Raw genomic sequence first — 15,432 nt, 5'->3', positions numbered from 1 at the left:
CACCTCTCAATCTTGCTTCCTAGTAAGCCTGATGGGCATCCATCATTTCCATAAACTCGTCAAAGAGATAGTCTGCATCATGCGGTCCCGGCGCAGCATCTGGGTGGAACTGCACTGAAAAAGCAGGATAATCCCGATGGCGCACACCTTCGACAGACTTATCATTGATTTCTTCATGAGTCACAATCAGGCATTCTGGCAAATCCTCACGACTGACGGCATAGCCGTGATTTTGACTGGTAAAGTCAACTCGGCCTGTTGCAATCTCGCGTACCGCATGGTTGAAGCCACGGTGGCCGAACTTCATCTTATGCGTCTTGGCACCGTTAGCCATGGAGAAGAGCTGATGTCCCATACAGATCCCAAAAATTGGAATCTTGCCCTGAACACCACGAATCATGTCCAGAGCCTCCGGCACATCTTCCGGATTGCCCGGTCCATTTGACAGCATGACGCCGTCAGGATTGAGCTGGAGAATTTCCTCAGCTCTGGTATCATAAGGTACTACTGTCACGTTGCAGTTGCGTTTGGCTAATTCTCGAAGGATAGAGTGTTTGAGACCAAAGTCCACCAATACCACACTGCGACCAGTGCCCGGAGCTGGATAAGACTGCTTGGTAGACACCTGCTTGATGTTATCAGTCGGCAGAACTGTCGCCTGCAGCTGGTCTTGCAAATGCTCAATACTATCATCCGCATTGGCAATCGTCGCCCGCATAGTTCCATGCTGGCGGATAATCTTGGTTAGTGCCCTTGTATCAATTCCCGAAATGCCTGGTATCTTTTTGATTTTGAGGAACTCATCCAAAGACAATTGCTGGCGCCAATTGCTGGCACGGCGTGCATACTCATAGACCACCACTCCCTTACAGGTCGGCAGAATGGATTCATAGTCGTCCCGATTGACACCATAATTTCCAACCAAGGGATAGGTAAAGGTCAAAATTTGGCCGTTATAAGACTGGTCCGTAATCGATTCCTGATAGCCAGTCATGCCTGTGTTAAAGACGATTTCGCCTGTTACGAAAAGATCCGCTCCAAAAGCTTCCCCTTCGAAAATCATGCCGTTTTCTAATATTAAAAGTCTCTTTGCCATTGTTCCCTCCTGTCCAAGATGCAGACCGCCCACGACCATCCACATAAGATATATAATAATAGGGAGTGGGATTGCTTCACATAGCTTCACCCACTCCCGGCCTACTGTCCGAGATTATTGACGGCCTTTCAGAACTGCTTCGATAATAGCCATTCTGACAAAGACGCCGTTAGTCATTTGTTCAACGATACGCGATTTTGGTGCTTCGACTAGATGATCCGCAATTTCTACATCACGGTTAACTGGAGCCGGATGCATCAGAATCGCCGTATCTTTCATGCGGTCATAACGCTCTTGAGTCAGACCATGCAGTCTGTGGTAATTTTCTTTTGAAAAGATGGACTCGTAGTCATGGCGCTCATGCTGCACGCGCAGGAACATCATGACATCCACTTGATCAATCACCTCATCAATAGTGACAAACTTACCATAGTCCGCAAACTCCTGGCTCCGCCATTCTTCCGGACCAGCAAAGTAGAGCTCTGCCCCCAAGCGCTTGAGAATCTGCATGTTTGACTTAGCCACGCGCGAATGGTCCAAGTCACCAGCAATCGCAACCTTGAGTCCTTCAAAGCGACCAAACTCTTGATAAATGGTCATCAGATCCAGCAAGCTTTGGCTAGGATGCTGACCAGAACCGTCTCCTCCGTTTACGATAGAAGTCGTAATGGTCGGGCTTTCCACTAGCTCTTTGTAATAGTCTACTTCAGGGTGGCGAATGACACAAACATCGACGCCAAGGGCAGACATGGTCAGGATAGTGTCATACAAGGTTTCTCCTTTGTTGACCGAGCTGGTCTTGACATCAAAGTCCAGAAGATCGCAACCCAACTTCAACTCCGCTACCTCAAAGGCCTTGTGGGTCCGAGTTGAAGGCTCAAAGAAGAGGTTAGACACGATATGCTGTTCATCATAATGGACTTTAGCGCCATTTTTAAATTCGATTCCGCGTTTAATCAGCGCCATAACTTCTTCATTTGACAGAGTTTCCATAGAAACAAGGTTCTTAAGAGCGATTTGATTGGATGACATGATGTAATTCTCCTTTATGAAAGAATGAGGGCTTCCAGAGTGCTGCAAGTAAAGTCGCTCTGAGAGCAAGCTATTTTTGAACGAAAGTTAATGATTTAGTGCCTAGCTCAATCCTTGGGCTCAGGCAGGACAAGATAGAGGACAATTCCCAGAATAGTTGACAAGGCAACTCCTGAGATTTGCAGACCCGACAGCTGCAAGGTCAGACCACCGATACCGGATACCAAGATAACACTGGCAATCAAGAGATTCTTTTTATTGTCAAAGTTGGTCTGTGCTTCGATCAGAATCTTGAGACCGCTCGAAGCAATTACCCCAAAGAGGGCGATGGAAATACCACCCAGCACAGGACTCGGGATGGATTGGAGCAGGGCTGAGACCTTTCCCACAAAGCTCATGACAATAGCCAGCACTGCTGCACCTGCAATGACATAGACGCTGTAGATTTTATTGAGCGCCATAACTCCGATATTCTCTCCGTAGCTAGTCACTGGCGGTGCTCCGAAAAGCCCTGCAATAATCTGAGCCAGACCATCTCCAGTCAAGGTCTTGTCTAGACCTGGATCCTTGAAGAAGTCCTTACCTGTCAAGCTATTCAACACCATGACATGCCCGAAGTGTTCTGTCATGGTTACAAAGGCAATAGGCGCCATGGTTAAAATCGCACTAGGATAAAATTTGACATCGTAGTCCAAGAAAGGCAGACTCATAGGCGGAAGGTGGAACCAAGATGCTTGCCCAACCTTGGCAAAAGAAACGATTTCCTGACCAGTCACAGCCCCTAGAATTAAGCTAAAGATATAGCCAACTATCAAGCCTAGCAAGACTGGGATGATTCCCACAATCTTCTTACCATAGATATTAAAGAGGATGACTGCCAAGAGAGTGACCATTCCGATAATGAAGTAGGTCAAATCATACACCTTTTCCCCATTAGCTGCAGTCTTGTTCATCACATCGCTAACAGCTGTTCCAGCCAAGCTCAGACCGATGACCATGATGATGGGGCCTACCACTACAGGGGGAAGAACTTTGTCAATCCATGCATTGCCAGCAAACTTGACAATCAGTGCTACGATAAAGTAGACCAAACCACCGGTGATAGCTCCCTGAGCAACCGCTCCGATACCATCAGTCTTCATAAGCATCTGCATGGCTGCGATATAAGCAAAGCTGGACCCCATGTAGGCTGGAATCTTGTACTTGGTAACAGTCAGATGGGCAATTGTTCCAAGACCGCTGGAAAAAAGAGCCACCGCTGGGTCAATTCCCACCAGAATTGGCACCAAGACTGTCGCCCCAAACATGGCGAACAAGTGCTGAAAGGATAGTCCTAAAAGCAAACCTGGCTTTGGCATATCATGCACATCATACTTAACATCTTGACTCATTTAGCTTATTACTCTCCCATAATCAAAACTCGATCTTGACCGTCTGTCTCGGTCATCTCAACAATAATCTCCTCAGTTTGGCTAGTCGGAATATTCTTGCCGACATAGTCTGCCCGTATCGGCAGCTCGCGGTGACCACGGTCTACCAAGACAGCCAGACCAACGCGAGAAGGCCGCCCATGACTGACCAGATTATCAATAGCCGCTCGAATAGTTCTTCCTGTGTAGAGGACATCGTCGATCAGAATTACTTGACGGTCGGTAATATCCACTGGAATCACTGTCGTATCTTCTTCAACCTTGATATCATCACGAAAAGGCTTAGTGTCTACTTCAGCGACTGGAATATCGATATTCTCCAACTGAGCCAACCGCTTCTGAATCCGGTGAGCCAAGTGAACCCCACGGGTCTTAATCCCAGCCAAGACCACTTTATTTAAGTCCTTGTTGCGCTCGATGATTTCATAGGTAATCCGCGTAATCGCGCGATTCATGGTGATGTCATCGACAACTTCTTTTGTTTTCATTCTTTCCTCCTCAAACAAGAAAAAGTCTCCTTATTACAAGGAGACTTCAGAAAAATCTAGTCAGGCAAGCTAAAACAAGACGCACTTGCTTACACTCCACCCATCTTTTTACTTGCTCCTTGTCTATCTCTCTGGATAGAATTAAAGGATTATTTAATTTTTTATACTATATCACAAATTCAAAACTATTTCAAGAAAAAATTGTATTTTTTCTGCTTGACTGGGTAAGGATTAGTGACTAGCTTCTTTCTCCGCCTTTTCCTTATCTTTTGAATTCTTTTGATTTTCTTTGTTTTCTGCTTGAGCTAGCTCATCTTTTAATTCAGGATTTTCAGCAGTTGGCACTTCTTCTGATGATGGCTTAGAAGAGTTTTCTGGATTTTCATCACGATTGTTTAACTCTGCTTCAGGAGATCCAGCTGCATGCTCATTATCATTTGAAGCTCCTTGGCTGCTTACTTCAGCTGAGGCTGGCTTATCGGATGCTAGCTTTCCTTGTGCCTTATTAGACTCACTTTCCTTAGGTGCTTCCTTCTTTTCTTCCTTTGCATCAGCCGGCTTATTATTGTCAATGATGCCACCCTGAACATCTGGGAAATGCTGCGCTAAAGCCTTTGGAATTTTATTTTCATTCAATTCAAGCTCTGCTTTAGGGATGTGATTCTCGCTGACATTAATATAAGTCAACGTCTTATTTGGTTCCTGCAGAGCTAAGGTTGTGATTTTATTCTTGTTGACAGCCAGATTGTCTAAAGACCTAAACTGATTAATTCCTTCCAAGTTTTTCAGCTCATTCTCAGCCAAGTTTAAATTCTTCAAGGAAGACTGCGCAGCTAGAATGTCCAAAGATGTAATCTTGTTTTGACTTGCGGAAAAAGTTACTAAATTCTTAGCAGCTTCAACTCCTGCCAGAGAAGTCAGACGATTTCCATTTAGGCTTAGAGTTGTCAGATTTGGATTAGACTTCAGGAAATTCAAGTTCTCAACATTGGAATTGTCAGCTGTTAATTCTTCCAGATGGGAAGCTTTGAGAGTATTGAGATTTAAGTTTGGGTTGTTGGATAAGAAAAGCCTTGTTAAATCTTCTTTTTGGCTCAGAGCAGAAACATCTTGCAGCTGGTTATGCTCTAAACTTACCGCTTTTAATTTTGAAAGCTTGGTCAAAGCAGAAATATCTGAGATATTGTTGTAGTCAAGGTTCAATGACTCCAGATTTTTCAGCTTAGCTAGGGGTGAGATATCGGTAAGGTCATTTCCCGCTGCGGCGACTGTTTTGAGGTTCGGATAATCCTTCAAGAAAGATAAATCGATGATACCATTCTGGGAAATGTCCAAGCCTTCCAAGGTCGGAATTTCTTTTAAGAAATCATAGTTGGTAACGCCCGTCTTTGTCATCCACAGCTGTTTTAAATGCTTAAATTGCAGCACTGGTCTGATGTCCTTTATCGGAGTAAAGCCAATCCCCAGAACTTCAATATTCGGCATCAGTTCCAAGCCTTTTCTTTCCAGCGGATCTTTGCGCTGGCCGATATTTAGATACTTCACAGTTGCCAGCCAGGCTTTCATCTTTTCCGTATCCGTCTCATCTGATGGGAATGGGGTGTCTGCCGTAGCATGTAAAATATCCTCAATGATTTCATCATCAAATCCTAGAGCTTTCAAGGTTTCCATACCAACCGCGTCATGAGCGTGCGGATTTCCATGAGGGTCAAAAGGCTTGGTTGTATCAATCTCACTGACCAAGGTCGAATGGCTGTGATCGCCATGCGGATAGATAAATACCTTCCCTTTATCTGTATCGCTCACCTGAATCAGACTTTCATCGATTCCTAATTGCTGAGCCAAATAGGCCTTCTTCTTGGCAATTTCTTCTTCCTCTTCTAATGGATTTGGCGCAGGCTCAGGTGTAGGAGCTGGTGCTGGCGCTGGCGACGGTTCTGGTGAAGGCTGTGCTTGCCCTTGTCGGCCATAGTAGGCATCTTCAGCAGCTTTCTTATGTTCTGCGGGAATCAATGACTCCCAAGGCGAAGCAATCAACTGCTCATAGGGGATGAAATGAGTATGACCATTATGATCTGCTAGCAAGCCTGTAGCAAGTTTGCCTGTTACCCCTGTGCCTCTAAATAAGAATCCATCACTTGTAGGATAATCAATCCCAGCAAACTGGCGTTTAGTTGTCCCTTGCTGCTGTGGAACAGACGGTCTAAGCCTTGGCTGATAAACAGGTCCAGTAGTATTGCTAGGCGGCGTTGGACGATAACTCGGTGCTTGAGCAAGATTCCCCACAGACTGCTTCAAAATATAATGAAAATGATCGCCGTGACGCACAACATAGCCGTATTGGTCTTCCGACACAATGTCTCTAGGATTAAAAACATAGCCATCATCAGCAGTGCTTATTTGATTTGCCAGCTGAGGCGATCCTGCAGGCATTTGCCCATCTTTTGGTATCAGATAGGCCCATTTACTATTCTTTAGATCAGAATAAAAAATAAAGTGCGTATGGCCATCATGCTCTAAAATCAAACCTTCACTAGTTCTAGCTTTAATTTGAGACTCGCTTTTGAAGAGAAAACCATCATCCGTCGGCTTATCAACACCAGGAACTTGTCCTTTTTTGGTCGCCTTGCTTTTCTTCTTCACTTCTTGCTTGGTCTTCACCTTTTCTTGACTGCTTTCCTGTTGAGACGGCTGAGACTGACAAGCCGCCAAGCAAAGATTACAAGCAAGAATGATTCCTGCTAGACTTAACAGTTTCTGATTGTGTTTCATTTTTTCCTCCTATTTATTTAACCAGTTAATAATTAACTAGTTAAATATATCATACAAATCTGATATTGGCAAGAAAAAATCGAAGCAATATAAAAAAAACAGAGCAAATCTGTTTTTCATCTACAAGTACATGTCTCTAAGAAGTCTTCTTTTTTGAGAATGAGATGGATTTTATCCCGTAAAAGACAAAACCAAAAACAAGATAGGCTGCAAAGATAATCAGACACATCTGGATGACATAAGGCCAGCCTTTCTTAAAGACATTGAGGAAAAAGTAAGGAAATGGATTGTCCTTGGATCTTGGAATATCTATTTTCAAGAAAAAGCCATTAAAGAGAGCAAAGGCCATGTAGACCAAAGGCACACTTGTCCAAGAAATCGGATCAAACCAGCGGTACTGACGCGATTTGTCAAAGATTACTGTATCCAGAAGAAACGCCAAGGGGACTATATAATGACATAAAAAATTCTCTAGGCGGTAAAAATCTGTCGCAATTGGGGCTAGCAAGAGGTGATAAACGACACAAGTAATCATGATGGACATGGTCACCCCGCCCTTGATTCGCAAGATTTTCGGAGCCTTCCAAGCATCGCCAGATCTCATCATCAGATAGACAAGATAGCCCGTAAAGAGCAGGACCAAGAGATTGGACAAAACCGTATAGTACATGAGCATGCCCACGCCATACTTAGTGATTTCCAGATACACACCCAAAAAGGCCAGGATAAAAAGAATAATTCGATAAATTAAGATAAAACGACGATTCATAGAGACCTCAAATTTTCTTAACAAACTCTGACTTGAGCTTCATCGCACCGAAGCCGTCAATCTTACAGTCGATATTATGGTCGCCTTCTACGATGCGGATATTTTTCACGCGCGTTCCCTGCTTGAGATCCTTAGGTGCTCCTTTGACCTTCAGGTCCTTAATCAAGGTAACTGTGTCGCCATCAGTCAGCTTATTGCCATTAGCATCGATCGCTACTGGTCCTTCTTCTGCTTCTTGGACCTCAGCTGGATTCCACTCATAGGCGCACTCTGGGCAGACCAAGAGCGTTCCATCTTCGTAGACATACTCTGAATTACATTTGGGGCAGTTTGGTAGGTTGTTCATTTTTTCTCCATTTCTAGTCAAGGCTGCTAAATTTCCATACCAGCCTTCTATATATGATTAAGCTCTTCTTTCATTTTTCAAGTCCAGCAGAACACTAATCGATGTGAAGGTCAACTAAATTCTAAAAATCTAGTTTACTCCTATTTCCACACCTTTCTAGTATAAGCTATTTTAAGCATTTTGACAAATCTCTTTTAGGATTTCCTACAGGTCTTGACCTTTCTGCAAAAACAGTGTACTATACTAGTGTATATACAGATAAAAAGGAGTCACTATGAAACCAAAATCTAAAAATCAGTTTATGACACTGACCGCTTTTTTGACTGCACTAGCTATTGTTATCCCGCTGGTTATGCCGATTAAAATTGTCATTCCGCCCGCTTCCTTCACCTTAGCCAGTCATGTCGCTATCTTTTTGGCTATGTTTATATCCCCTCTCATGACGGTGATTGTCGTGATTGGCTCTGCTATTGGATTTGGAATGTCTGGGCTTCCTTTTATCATCACGCTTAGGGCCCTGTCCCACTTGCTCTTCGCTAGCATCGGCGCTCTTTATCTGCAAAAGCACCCTGACACATTGGACAGCCAGAAGAAGACTTGGATATTTAATTTCCTACTAGCCTTGATTCATGCCTTTGGTGAAGTGGTCGTCTGCATCCTCTTTTACACGACTTCTTCCTATCCAGCTAATGCTTTCTATATCTTATTTGCTCTGGTTGGACTTGGTACGGTCATCCATAGTATGGTCGACTTTGTCATTGCTAAGTTCATCTATCAAGCGCTGAAAAAGATTCGCTAGATCTTGAAGATTCCTGACTTTTGGTTTACAATGAAGCTATGACCAAGCAAAGACGAGAAGAACTATTAAACCTTTTGAAAACATCATCTGCTGCCCTCAATGGCCAGTCACTGGCTGAACATTTCCATGTGACTAGGCAGATTATCGTTCAAGATATCGCCCTCTTGCGGGCTGATGGTGCCCCCATCCTCTCAACCAATCGTGGCTATCTTTATAAAGACCGCCAAGAAAATGCTGCTGTCCATCAGCTCTTCAAGGTTCAGCATGGGGCTGAGGATATGGAGGCTGAGTTGCTGGCTATCGTGGATAATGGCGGGCGCGTACAGACTATTTTGATTGAGCATCCAGTTTACGGCGAAATCCAGACTTACCTGAAGCTTACCTGCCGCCGCGATGTCCAACATTTTCTCCAACAGGTCGCATCCTGTGCCTTTCGCCCCTTATCTGAGCTAACAGATGGAGTCCACTATCACCTAGTACAAGCCGACTCTCAGCAGGATTTGGACTATGTAGAATCCGCCTTGAGAGACCTAGGATTTTTACAGGAATAAATAACAAGAAAGAAAAAGACTGATTAGGCCCCAACCTAATCAGTCTTTTTAGTACATACTCTTGCGCCAACCGGCTTTCAAATGATAGATAGTCGCTATAAAAACCACTGATAAAACAATCAAACTATTCTTTAAAAGAAATTAAAAAAATTAATATTCCAGAAAATACAATACTAATAATTGACAAGCCCAAGACTCTAATCTCGTTTAAATCTATGTAGAAAGAATAAAGAAAAATGAGTAAATTAAGCAAAATCACTAATATATAAAACCTAGATTGGCTCTGCTTCCATCCTTTTAAAGTATGAAAAGCAAATGGAAATCTCAAACCGAATCCAGCATTTCTAGAAGGAAAAAAATGGTTTAAGCCCAAAAGAAAAAATGCAACAATAGCAATCCATAATGAAATCATGGCAGTCATCTACCTTTCTATGTTTGCACTCCAGACACAAAAGGAAACATTTTTTAATACATACTCTTGCGCCAGCCACCTTCTATGCGCTCGTGATAGTAATATTCAGATAATTCCTCATCTTCCATCATACGCAAAAGTTCAAGCATATCGTAAGCCAAGTCCAGCTGTGGCAGGCTATCCTTGTCTACCCAAGAAATCTCTCCCTCTTCTGTCGAGTGAATCTGACCAGAAAATTCAGTCGCTTTGTAACAAAAGACGATATAGCGAATCCCATCATCCGTATGCCAGTTCTTTACCCCGACCAGTTTTGGATGAATAATAGTCAAACCAGTTTCCTCTAAAATCTCTCGGACAACAGCATCATGGAGGGACTCACCCTTCTCAATATGCCCACCAGGAAAGGCATATCCAGACCAACGATAGCGCTCAGGAAAACGATATTGCATTAGAAGTTTACCGCGCGATACATCTTCAACAAGGCAGATATTTGTTAGGATTGTTTCTTGGGAACGTGACATAGATTCACTCACTTTCTAAGTTATTAAAACATATCTTCGTTATATTTCACTTCTGACTTCATGACAAAGGGATTAATCAATTCATGATGCTCATAGGTACTATGGACCACAAAACCTCTGACAATGATGATTTCTTTATCTTGTATATGATAGTCTATATTGATGGGCATGGCTGGATTCGGAATGATTGACAAAGCAAAGAATGCCGAAAACCAAAGATAAAGTGCCACTAGTGCACTGAATAATTCAAAAATGAGGTGATACCAATGAAAATCTCTTATCCTAAAAAAGACTATCCAAGAATGGATAAAGAAGGTCAAACAAAGAATAAAAAACCAGGTATTCCACAAAACCGGAGTAAAGGATAGACCAAAAGCTAACAAAATCAAATGAAGAATGACAAAGATTAGCAAGGCCAGATAGAGTGTTTTAAATGAAAATAACTTAGAGAGATTTTCTTTGGTCATGTTTTTTCCTCTTTTTTTCTTTGTATTTTAAAATTAACATCGTTAATGCTGGTATAAAGAAAAAGATTAGATAGGTAGCAATCGGAAACCAAACATAGCGAGGATTCAGGTTCCACAATGGTGGAAGAAAGCCCTCTCCGTCTTCTAATTCTATTCCTATAAAATAATGCAAAAGAAAAACTAGACCATTTAGATAAAGAAATAATTCTGAAAAACCTTTCAGTGTGTTGAAGCCTTCTTCTCTTAGACTTCCAAACCAGGAATAATATGGAAGAGCAATCAAGATCGTCAAATTTAAATATAAAGGGCTAATATATTTAAACTCACGAAGCGGACCCGGAATAGACTTATTTCCAAATGTTAAAAACCCCACTCCAATCGCAACCATTATAAAGAATATATATCCTAAAAGAGCTTCTACTAGCCAATGCTTTTCCAACCAAATGATAAACTTATTCCCCTGAACTTTTACTTTTCTCTTGTTTTTATTTTTCTTTTTGGTTTTACTTTTCATTTACCAACTCCACAATCTTCTGGAAAGTCTTTCCGTTTCGGATAGTTAGTTGCTTATAGAAACTGGACTTGAGCAGTTTTTTATGGTAGTTGGACTTGAGATAGTCCGCTTGGTCAGCATTGCTATAAAAGAAAGCTGTCTGCCCAAAATGCAGTTGCTCCTTGTCATTCGCCCAACTGCCAGCCAGCTCTTGAACACTCTCCCTATCTGTCTCCGGCAAATAAAAGAGAACATCTCGCCGAAAGGCTGTTTCATCCTGCCACCAAGCAGGCAGATTATCTCTTTCTTTTTGAAGCATGGCAGAGCTGACAAGGACAAAAGGCAGAGGAAAATCATAAGACCGACTGAAATAAGCCGTCAAAATCTCCCGAATCCTCTCCTCCTGCTCCTCGCTATCAAAGAAAAGATTGCCGCTGTTGATGTAGGAAACTGGATTTTCAAAACCCAACCCAGCCAAATCCTTCTTCAAATCAGCCATAACGACCTTGTTTTTCCCACCGACATTAATGCCGCGGAGTAAAAGTGCATAACGCATATGTGCTCCTTACAAATATATCTATTATTTCCAAACTAACTGTTAGAGTTTTTCGAGTAGATCATCCGTTTTTCTTTGACAGCTTTTCCTAGGTCAATGACCTTTTCCTGACCGTCAAAAACAAAACCCATTTTTTCATAAAAGGCGATGGCACGTTTGTTATCTTCTAAAACCCATAATAAAATCTCTTGATAACCATCCAAGGCAGCAAAAGCAGCCTCCATGAGTTGCCGTCCTACCCCCTTGCCATAATAACTTTTGAGGACATAAAGGGCAATAATTTCACCTGCTCTTTTATCTAAGTCTCGAAAATCACCATAGCTAACAAAACCGACCACTTTAGCAGCATCCAAAGCGATCAAGGTATTTTCAGGATACTTTTGACTATAAAACCGGCACTTATCCAAAGTCATCTGCTCTTGAAATTCCACGGGCAAGATGCCATCATAAGCTTCACGCCATGTCTGCCAATGAACTCGGGATTTCCCTTCTATCTCCTCAGCGGTTTGCATTGCTTTAATAGTTATGACCATTTGCTTTCCTCCTTGAAATCCCTTAATCCATCGCCTTTATTTCCAGAATCATATCGCGAATCTGTGCGGCTAGTTCGAAGTCCAGAAGTCCGGCAGCTTCTTGCATTTGACCTTCCAGTTTCTTAATCATGTCCTTGCGCTCTTGCTTGTTGAGGCTTTCGATTTCGACAGTTTCTTCCTTGTCTGGCAGGGCTGCCTTGGTCACACTGATCAGGTCGCGGATTTCTTTCTTGATGGTCTGCGGTACAATGCCATGCTCTTCATTATAAGCCATCTGGATTGCCCGACGGCGGGCAGTTTCATCAATAGCTCGCTGCATAGACTGGGTCATAGTGTCCGCATACATGATCACATGCCCCTCGCTGTTTCGAGCTGCCCGTCCAATGGTCTGGATCAGACCACGTTCATTGCGCAGAAAACCTTCCTTGTCCGCATCAAGAATTGCCACCAGACTAACCTCGGGAACATCGATTCCCTCGCGCAAAAGGTTAATCCCAACCAGAACGTCAAAGACACCCAAGCGCAAATCACGGATAATCTCGGTTCGCTCCAAGGTCTTGATGTCCGAGTGCATGTACTTGACCTTGACACCCATTTCCTTGAAGTAGTCCGTCAAATCTTCCGCCATCTTCTTGGTCAGAGTTGTGATAAAGGTCCGCTCATTCTTTTCGACACGGGCATTAATTTCTCCCAAAAGGTCATCAATCTGCCCCATGGTTGGGCGGACTTCCACCTCTGGATCCAGAAGCCCGGTCGGCCGGATAATCTGCTCAATAACAGTATCCGTCTGTTCATTTTCATAGTCTCCCGGCGTAGCGGATACATAGACAATCTGGTGAACATGGCTCTCAAATTCTTCTCGGCGCAGCGGACGATTGTCCAAGGCAGACGGCAGACGGAAACCATAATTAACCAGCATCTCCTTACGAGAGCGGTCGCCATTGTACATGCCCCGAATCTGTCCCATGGTCATGTGACTCTCGTCAATCATAATCAAGAAGTCATCAGGGAAAAAGTCCAGAAGGGTATAAGGAGGTTCTCCTTCGCTTCGACCATCCATATGGCGAGAATAGTTCTCAACACCGTTGGTATAGCCCATTTCACGTAGCATTTCGATATCATACTCTGTACGCTGTTTCAAGCGCTGGGCTTCCAGAAGCTTGCCTTCCTTCTCAAAGATAGCTAGCTGCTCCTCCAGCTCGGCCTGAATCTTGGCAATGGCTACTTCCATGTGGTCTTCATTGGTTACGAAGTGAGTGGCTGGGAAGATGGCCAAATGGTCCACCTCGCCCAAGACTCGACCGGTCAAGGCTTCAACCTCACGAATCCGGTCAATTTCATCTCCGAAAAACTCTACCCGAAAGGCATGCTCATCCCGGGAAGCTGGGAAAATCTCCACCACATCGCCACGAACCCGGAATTTCCCCCGCTGAAAGTCAATGTCATTACGCTCAAACTGAATATCAACCAAATCATTAAGCAGCTTGTCACGGGAAATCTCTAAGCCAGGACGCAGGCTAACCACACTATCAGAGTATTCCTTAGGCGAACCCAGACCATAAATACAAGAGACCGAAGCCACGACAATCACGTCATTGCGCTCCAAGAGGGCTGATGTCGCTGAGTGACGTAGCTTATCAATCTCGTCATTGACCGAGCTATCCTTTTCGATATAAGTATCGCTGGAGGGCACATAGGCCTCCGGCTGGTAGTAATCATAGTAGGAAACGAAGTATTCCACTGCGTTATTGGGGAAGAACTCCTTGAACTCACCATAAAGCTGGCCGGCCAGCGTTTTATTATGGGCGATAACCAGAGTCGGCTTGTTGACCTGAGCTATAACCTGACTCATGGTATAAGTCTTACCAGTACCAGTCGCCCCCATGAGAATCTGGGCTTTCTCGCCTCCCTCGATATTGTCCACCAGCTGCTCAATAGCTTGGGGTTGATCACCCGAAGGCTCGTACTTGGAAACCAATTCAAATTTATTATCTGTTATTCTGTTAATCATCTTTTATTCCTCAAATTGTGCTTCTATCATTTTACCATATTTGCCCTATTTTCTCTGGATTTGTGTGTAGGTAGAATGGCCACGCTTCTACCATCGTCTGTCCCTTGTCACACCTCTCGTTAAAAGACAAAAAAGCCCAGCTAAACTGGGCGAAATGGTTATTTTTTAAACATCAGCGCCTGAGGCAGGCGATTTTCTTTTTTAAGTGACCAGTAGAGATAGGCAATGCAGCCAATCAGGACGATACTGGCAAAAATAGATCCTTCAGCACCAAAAGCCCCACCGGATAGCAAATCCACAGAAGATTGTGAGCTATAGTTCAAAATTGAGGTAGATGCTCCTTGACCACTGACCTGAATACCATAGATATTTCCTTGCACAAAATTCCAAGCGCCATGCATACCAGCCAGTACCCACATATTGTCATACTTGAGCATAAGGAAACAAGCAAAGATACCGTCTAGTATGATATTGACAATAGAAAGAACGGTCACACCAGGGTTAAAGAGGTGCAGTGCCCCGAATAGAGTGCTAGAAATCAAGATACCAATGAAGATATTTGACTTAGCACTAACTGCTGGAAAAAGCCAACCACGCGTCACTAGCTCTTCTGTTCCACCTTGGAGAATCCAGAAAGGAATGATAGCTAGGACAAAAATCAAAGACTGCAAGTTAAGCTGACCTAATTTCAGACTGCCTGTCCCCGTAACTAAGAGCAAGACCACAACCATTGAGAACTGAACCGCTCCTATAAGGAAGCCTTTGAGGAGATTTTTGAACCAGTCTTCTTTGTAAAATCCCAGACTAGAAAAAGGACGCTTCTCACGATATCGAACCCAGAGGAAGACTGCTAGGGCGATAAAGAAGAAACCAGCTAGCTGAAAAAAGACTGTATAGGGAGCAAGCACCGCCATTGCTTCTGCTCGATTAACTGTAGGATCTGCAAAACCAATCAAGAGTCCGACAACTATTCCAATTGGTAACAACCCGACAAAACTTAAAATTCCTCCTCCATAAACAAAACCAATAGCGATTAAAATAGCTAACCAAACTGGTGGGATATAGCGCGATTGCTTGATAGCATCCAACATACGAGATTTAAACATATACACATTCCTTTCCTTGTTTGAATTTATTATAGCATATTATTTTAGGA

The 15,432-nt window shown here is 43.4% G+C and carries 17 protein-coding genes; 2 read left to right on the top strand and 15 right to left on the bottom strand.

Going from position 1 to position 15,432, the window contains the following annotated elements; translation table 11 throughout:
* Positions 1 to 19 precede the first annotated feature (19 nt).
* The 7 genes from ELZ47_RS05025 to ELZ47_RS04995 all read right to left on the bottom strand — a co-directional run bounded on the left by ELZ47_RS05025 (position 20) and on the right by ELZ47_RS04995 (position 7,933).
* The gene (locus ELZ47_RS05025) at positions 20 to 1,096 is read right to left on the bottom strand and encodes a carbamoyl phosphate synthase small subunit (RefSeq protein WP_164549557.1); all 1,077 of its coding nucleotides are present in this window, start codon (positions 1,094 to 1,096) and stop codon (positions 20 to 22) included.
* A gap of 114 nt (positions 1,097 to 1,210) precedes the next feature.
* Positions 1,211 to 2,128, bottom strand: a complete 918-nt coding sequence (locus ELZ47_RS05020) for an aspartate carbamoyltransferase catalytic subunit (protein ID WP_002917113.1) — start codon at positions 2,126 to 2,128, stop codon at positions 1,211 to 1,213.
* Between the two features lie 107 nt (positions 2,129 to 2,235).
* The gene (locus tag ELZ47_RS05015) at positions 2,236 to 3,519 is read right to left on the bottom strand and encodes a uracil-xanthine permease family protein (RefSeq protein WP_125331387.1); all 1,284 of its coding nucleotides are present in this window, start codon (positions 3,517 to 3,519) and stop codon (positions 2,236 to 2,238) included.
* An 8-nt stretch (positions 3,520 to 3,527) separates the two neighbouring features.
* Positions 3,528 to 4,046: a bifunctional pyr operon transcriptional regulator/uracil phosphoribosyltransferase PyrR gene (gene pyrR / locus ELZ47_RS05010; RefSeq protein ID WP_002895270.1), complete on the bottom strand. Its 519-nt coding sequence runs from the start codon at positions 4,044 to 4,046 to the stop codon at positions 3,528 to 3,530.
* 231 nt (positions 4,047 to 4,277) lie between these two features.
* Positions 4,278 to 6,818 carry a pneumococcal-type histidine triad protein gene (locus ELZ47_RS05005; RefSeq protein ID WP_125331386.1) on the bottom strand — a complete coding sequence of 847 codons (2,541 nt, stop codon included), beginning with the start codon at positions 6,816 to 6,818 and terminating at the stop codon, positions 4,278 to 4,280.
* A gap of 136 nt (positions 6,819 to 6,954) precedes the next feature.
* Positions 6,955 to 7,587 (bottom strand): Pr6Pr family membrane protein, encoded by a 633-nt coding sequence (locus ELZ47_RS05000; protein WP_126435464.1) that lies wholly within the window; start codon positions 7,585 to 7,587, stop codon positions 6,955 to 6,957.
* Between the two features lie 7 nt (positions 7,588 to 7,594).
* Positions 7,595 to 7,933: a zinc ribbon domain-containing protein YjdM gene (locus ELZ47_RS04995; protein WP_002920966.1), complete on the bottom strand. Its 339-nt coding sequence runs from the start codon at positions 7,931 to 7,933 to the stop codon at positions 7,595 to 7,597.
* A gap of 274 nt (positions 7,934 to 8,207) precedes the next feature.
* Here ELZ47_RS04995 and ELZ47_RS04990 point away from each other — a divergent pair, with 274 nt between their 5' ends.
* Both ELZ47_RS04990 and ELZ47_RS04985 read left to right on the top strand, forming a co-directional pair.
* Positions 8,208 to 8,732 carry an ECF transporter S component gene (locus tag ELZ47_RS04990; RefSeq protein WP_125331384.1) on the top strand — a complete coding sequence of 175 codons (525 nt, stop codon included), beginning with the start codon at positions 8,208 to 8,210 and terminating at the stop codon, positions 8,730 to 8,732.
* 20 nt (positions 8,733 to 8,752) lie between these two features.
* Positions 8,753 to 9,283 (top strand): transcription repressor NadR, encoded by a 531-nt coding sequence (locus ELZ47_RS04985; RefSeq protein ID WP_193389755.1) that lies wholly within the window; start codon positions 8,753 to 8,755, stop codon positions 9,281 to 9,283.
* Positions 9,284 to 9,407: 124 nt separating this feature from the next.
* Here ELZ47_RS04985 and ELZ47_RS04980 read toward each other — a convergent pair whose 3' ends face one another.
* The 8 genes from ELZ47_RS04980 to ELZ47_RS04945 form a co-directional block, all read right to left on the bottom strand.
* Positions 9,408 to 9,704, bottom strand: a complete 297-nt coding sequence (locus tag ELZ47_RS04980) for a hypothetical protein (protein WP_049553343.1) — start codon at positions 9,702 to 9,704, stop codon at positions 9,408 to 9,410.
* A 44-nt stretch (positions 9,705 to 9,748) separates the two neighbouring features.
* Entirely contained in the window at positions 9,749 to 10,216 is a 468-nt protein-coding gene (locus ELZ47_RS04975; protein ID WP_126435463.1) for an 8-oxo-dGTP diphosphatase, read from the bottom strand.
* A gap of 23 nt (positions 10,217 to 10,239) precedes the next feature.
* The gene (locus ELZ47_RS04970) at positions 10,240 to 10,683 is read right to left on the bottom strand and encodes a hypothetical protein (protein WP_125382359.1); all 444 of its coding nucleotides are present in this window, start codon (positions 10,681 to 10,683) and stop codon (positions 10,240 to 10,242) included.
* Positions 10,661 to 11,197, bottom strand: coding sequence for a hypothetical protein (locus ELZ47_RS04965; RefSeq protein WP_126435461.1), 537 nt, complete (start codon positions 11,195 to 11,197; stop codon positions 10,661 to 10,663). Before ELZ47_RS04965 ends, ELZ47_RS04970 begins: the two co-directional genes overlap by 23 nt.
* Entirely contained in the window at positions 11,187 to 11,732 is a 546-nt protein-coding gene (locus tag ELZ47_RS04960) for a DUF1697 domain-containing protein (RefSeq protein WP_126435459.1), read from the bottom strand. Before ELZ47_RS04960 ends, ELZ47_RS04965 begins: the two co-directional genes overlap by 11 nt.
* 35 nt (positions 11,733 to 11,767) lie before the next feature.
* Positions 11,768 to 12,265 (bottom strand): GNAT family N-acetyltransferase, encoded by a 498-nt coding sequence (locus tag ELZ47_RS04955; protein WP_126435457.1) that lies wholly within the window; start codon positions 12,263 to 12,265, stop codon positions 11,768 to 11,770.
* A gap of 22 nt (positions 12,266 to 12,287) precedes the next feature.
* Entirely contained in the window at positions 12,288 to 14,276 is a 1,989-nt protein-coding gene (gene uvrB / locus ELZ47_RS04950) for an excinuclease ABC subunit UvrB (RefSeq protein ID WP_002904675.1), read from the bottom strand.
* Between the two features lie 158 nt (positions 14,277 to 14,434).
* Positions 14,435 to 15,382, bottom strand: coding sequence for a CPBP family intramembrane glutamic endopeptidase (locus tag ELZ47_RS04945; protein ID WP_126435455.1), 948 nt, complete (start codon positions 15,380 to 15,382; stop codon positions 14,435 to 14,437).
* Positions 15,383 to 15,432 lie beyond the last annotated feature (50 nt).

This window comes from Streptococcus sanguinis (assembly GCF_900635155.1).
In the GTDB taxonomy this organism is placed as follows: Bacteria; Bacillota; Bacilli; order Lactobacillales; family Streptococcaceae; genus Streptococcus; species Streptococcus sanguinis_G.
The sequence above is the reverse complement of the archived record's forward strand: the minus strand, read 5'-3'. Positions and strand labels throughout refer to the sequence as shown.

What these genes read in the sequence shown, in the direction of transcription:
- ELZ47_RS05025 (WP_164549557.1), bottom strand. Translation starts at nt 1,096, where the DNA reads ATGGCAAAGAGACTTTTAATATTAGAAAACGGCATGATTTTCGAAGGG.
- ELZ47_RS05020 (WP_002917113.1), bottom strand. Translation starts at nt 2,128, where the DNA reads ATGTCATCCAATCAAATCGCTCTTAAGAACCTTGTTTCTATGGAAACT.
- ELZ47_RS05015 (WP_125331387.1), bottom strand. Translation starts at nt 3,519, where the DNA reads ATGAGTCAAGATGTTAAGTATGATGTGCATGATATGCCAAAGCCAGGT.
- pyrR (WP_002895270.1), bottom strand. Translation starts at nt 4,046, where the DNA reads ATGAAAACAAAAGAAGTTGTCGATGACATCACCATGAATCGCGCGATT.
- ELZ47_RS05005 (WP_125331386.1), bottom strand. Translation starts at nt 6,818, where the DNA reads ATGAAACACAATCAGAAACTGTTAAGTCTAGCAGGAATCATTCTTGCT.
- ELZ47_RS05000 (WP_126435464.1), bottom strand. Translation starts at nt 7,587, where the DNA reads ATGAATCGTCGTTTTATCTTAATTTATCGAATTATTCTTTTTATCCTG.
- ELZ47_RS04995 (WP_002920966.1), bottom strand. Translation starts at nt 7,933, where the DNA reads ATGAACAACCTACCAAACTGCCCCAAATGTAATTCAGAGTATGTCTAC.
- ELZ47_RS04990 (WP_125331384.1), top strand. Translation starts at nt 8,208, where the DNA reads ATGAAACCAAAATCTAAAAATCAGTTTATGACACTGACCGCTTTTTTG.
- ELZ47_RS04980 (WP_049553343.1), bottom strand. Translation starts at nt 9,704, where the DNA reads ATGACTGCCATGATTTCATTATGGATTGCTATTGTTGCATTTTTTCTT.
- ELZ47_RS04975 (WP_126435463.1), bottom strand. Translation starts at nt 10,216, where the DNA reads ATGTCACGTTCCCAAGAAACAATCCTAACAAATATCTGCCTTGTTGAA.
- ELZ47_RS04970 (WP_125382359.1), bottom strand. Translation starts at nt 10,683, where the DNA reads ATGACCAAAGAAAATCTCTCTAAGTTATTTTCATTTAAAACACTCTAT.
- ELZ47_RS04965 (WP_126435461.1), bottom strand. Translation starts at nt 11,197, where the DNA reads ATGAAAAGTAAAACCAAAAAGAAAAATAAAAACAAGAGAAAAGTAAAA.
- ELZ47_RS04960 (WP_126435459.1), bottom strand. Translation starts at nt 11,732, where the DNA reads ATGCGTTATGCACTTTTACTCCGCGGCATTAATGTCGGTGGGAAAAAC.
- ELZ47_RS04955 (WP_126435457.1), bottom strand. Translation starts at nt 12,265, where the DNA reads ATGGTCATAACTATTAAAGCAATGCAAACCGCTGAGGAGATAGAAGGG.
- uvrB (WP_002904675.1), bottom strand. Translation starts at nt 14,276, where the DNA reads ATGATTAACAGAATAACAGATAATAAATTTGAATTGGTTTCCAAGTAC.
- ELZ47_RS04945 (WP_126435455.1), bottom strand. Translation starts at nt 15,382, where the DNA reads ATGTTTAAATCTCGTATGTTGGATGCTATCAAGCAATCGCGCTATATC.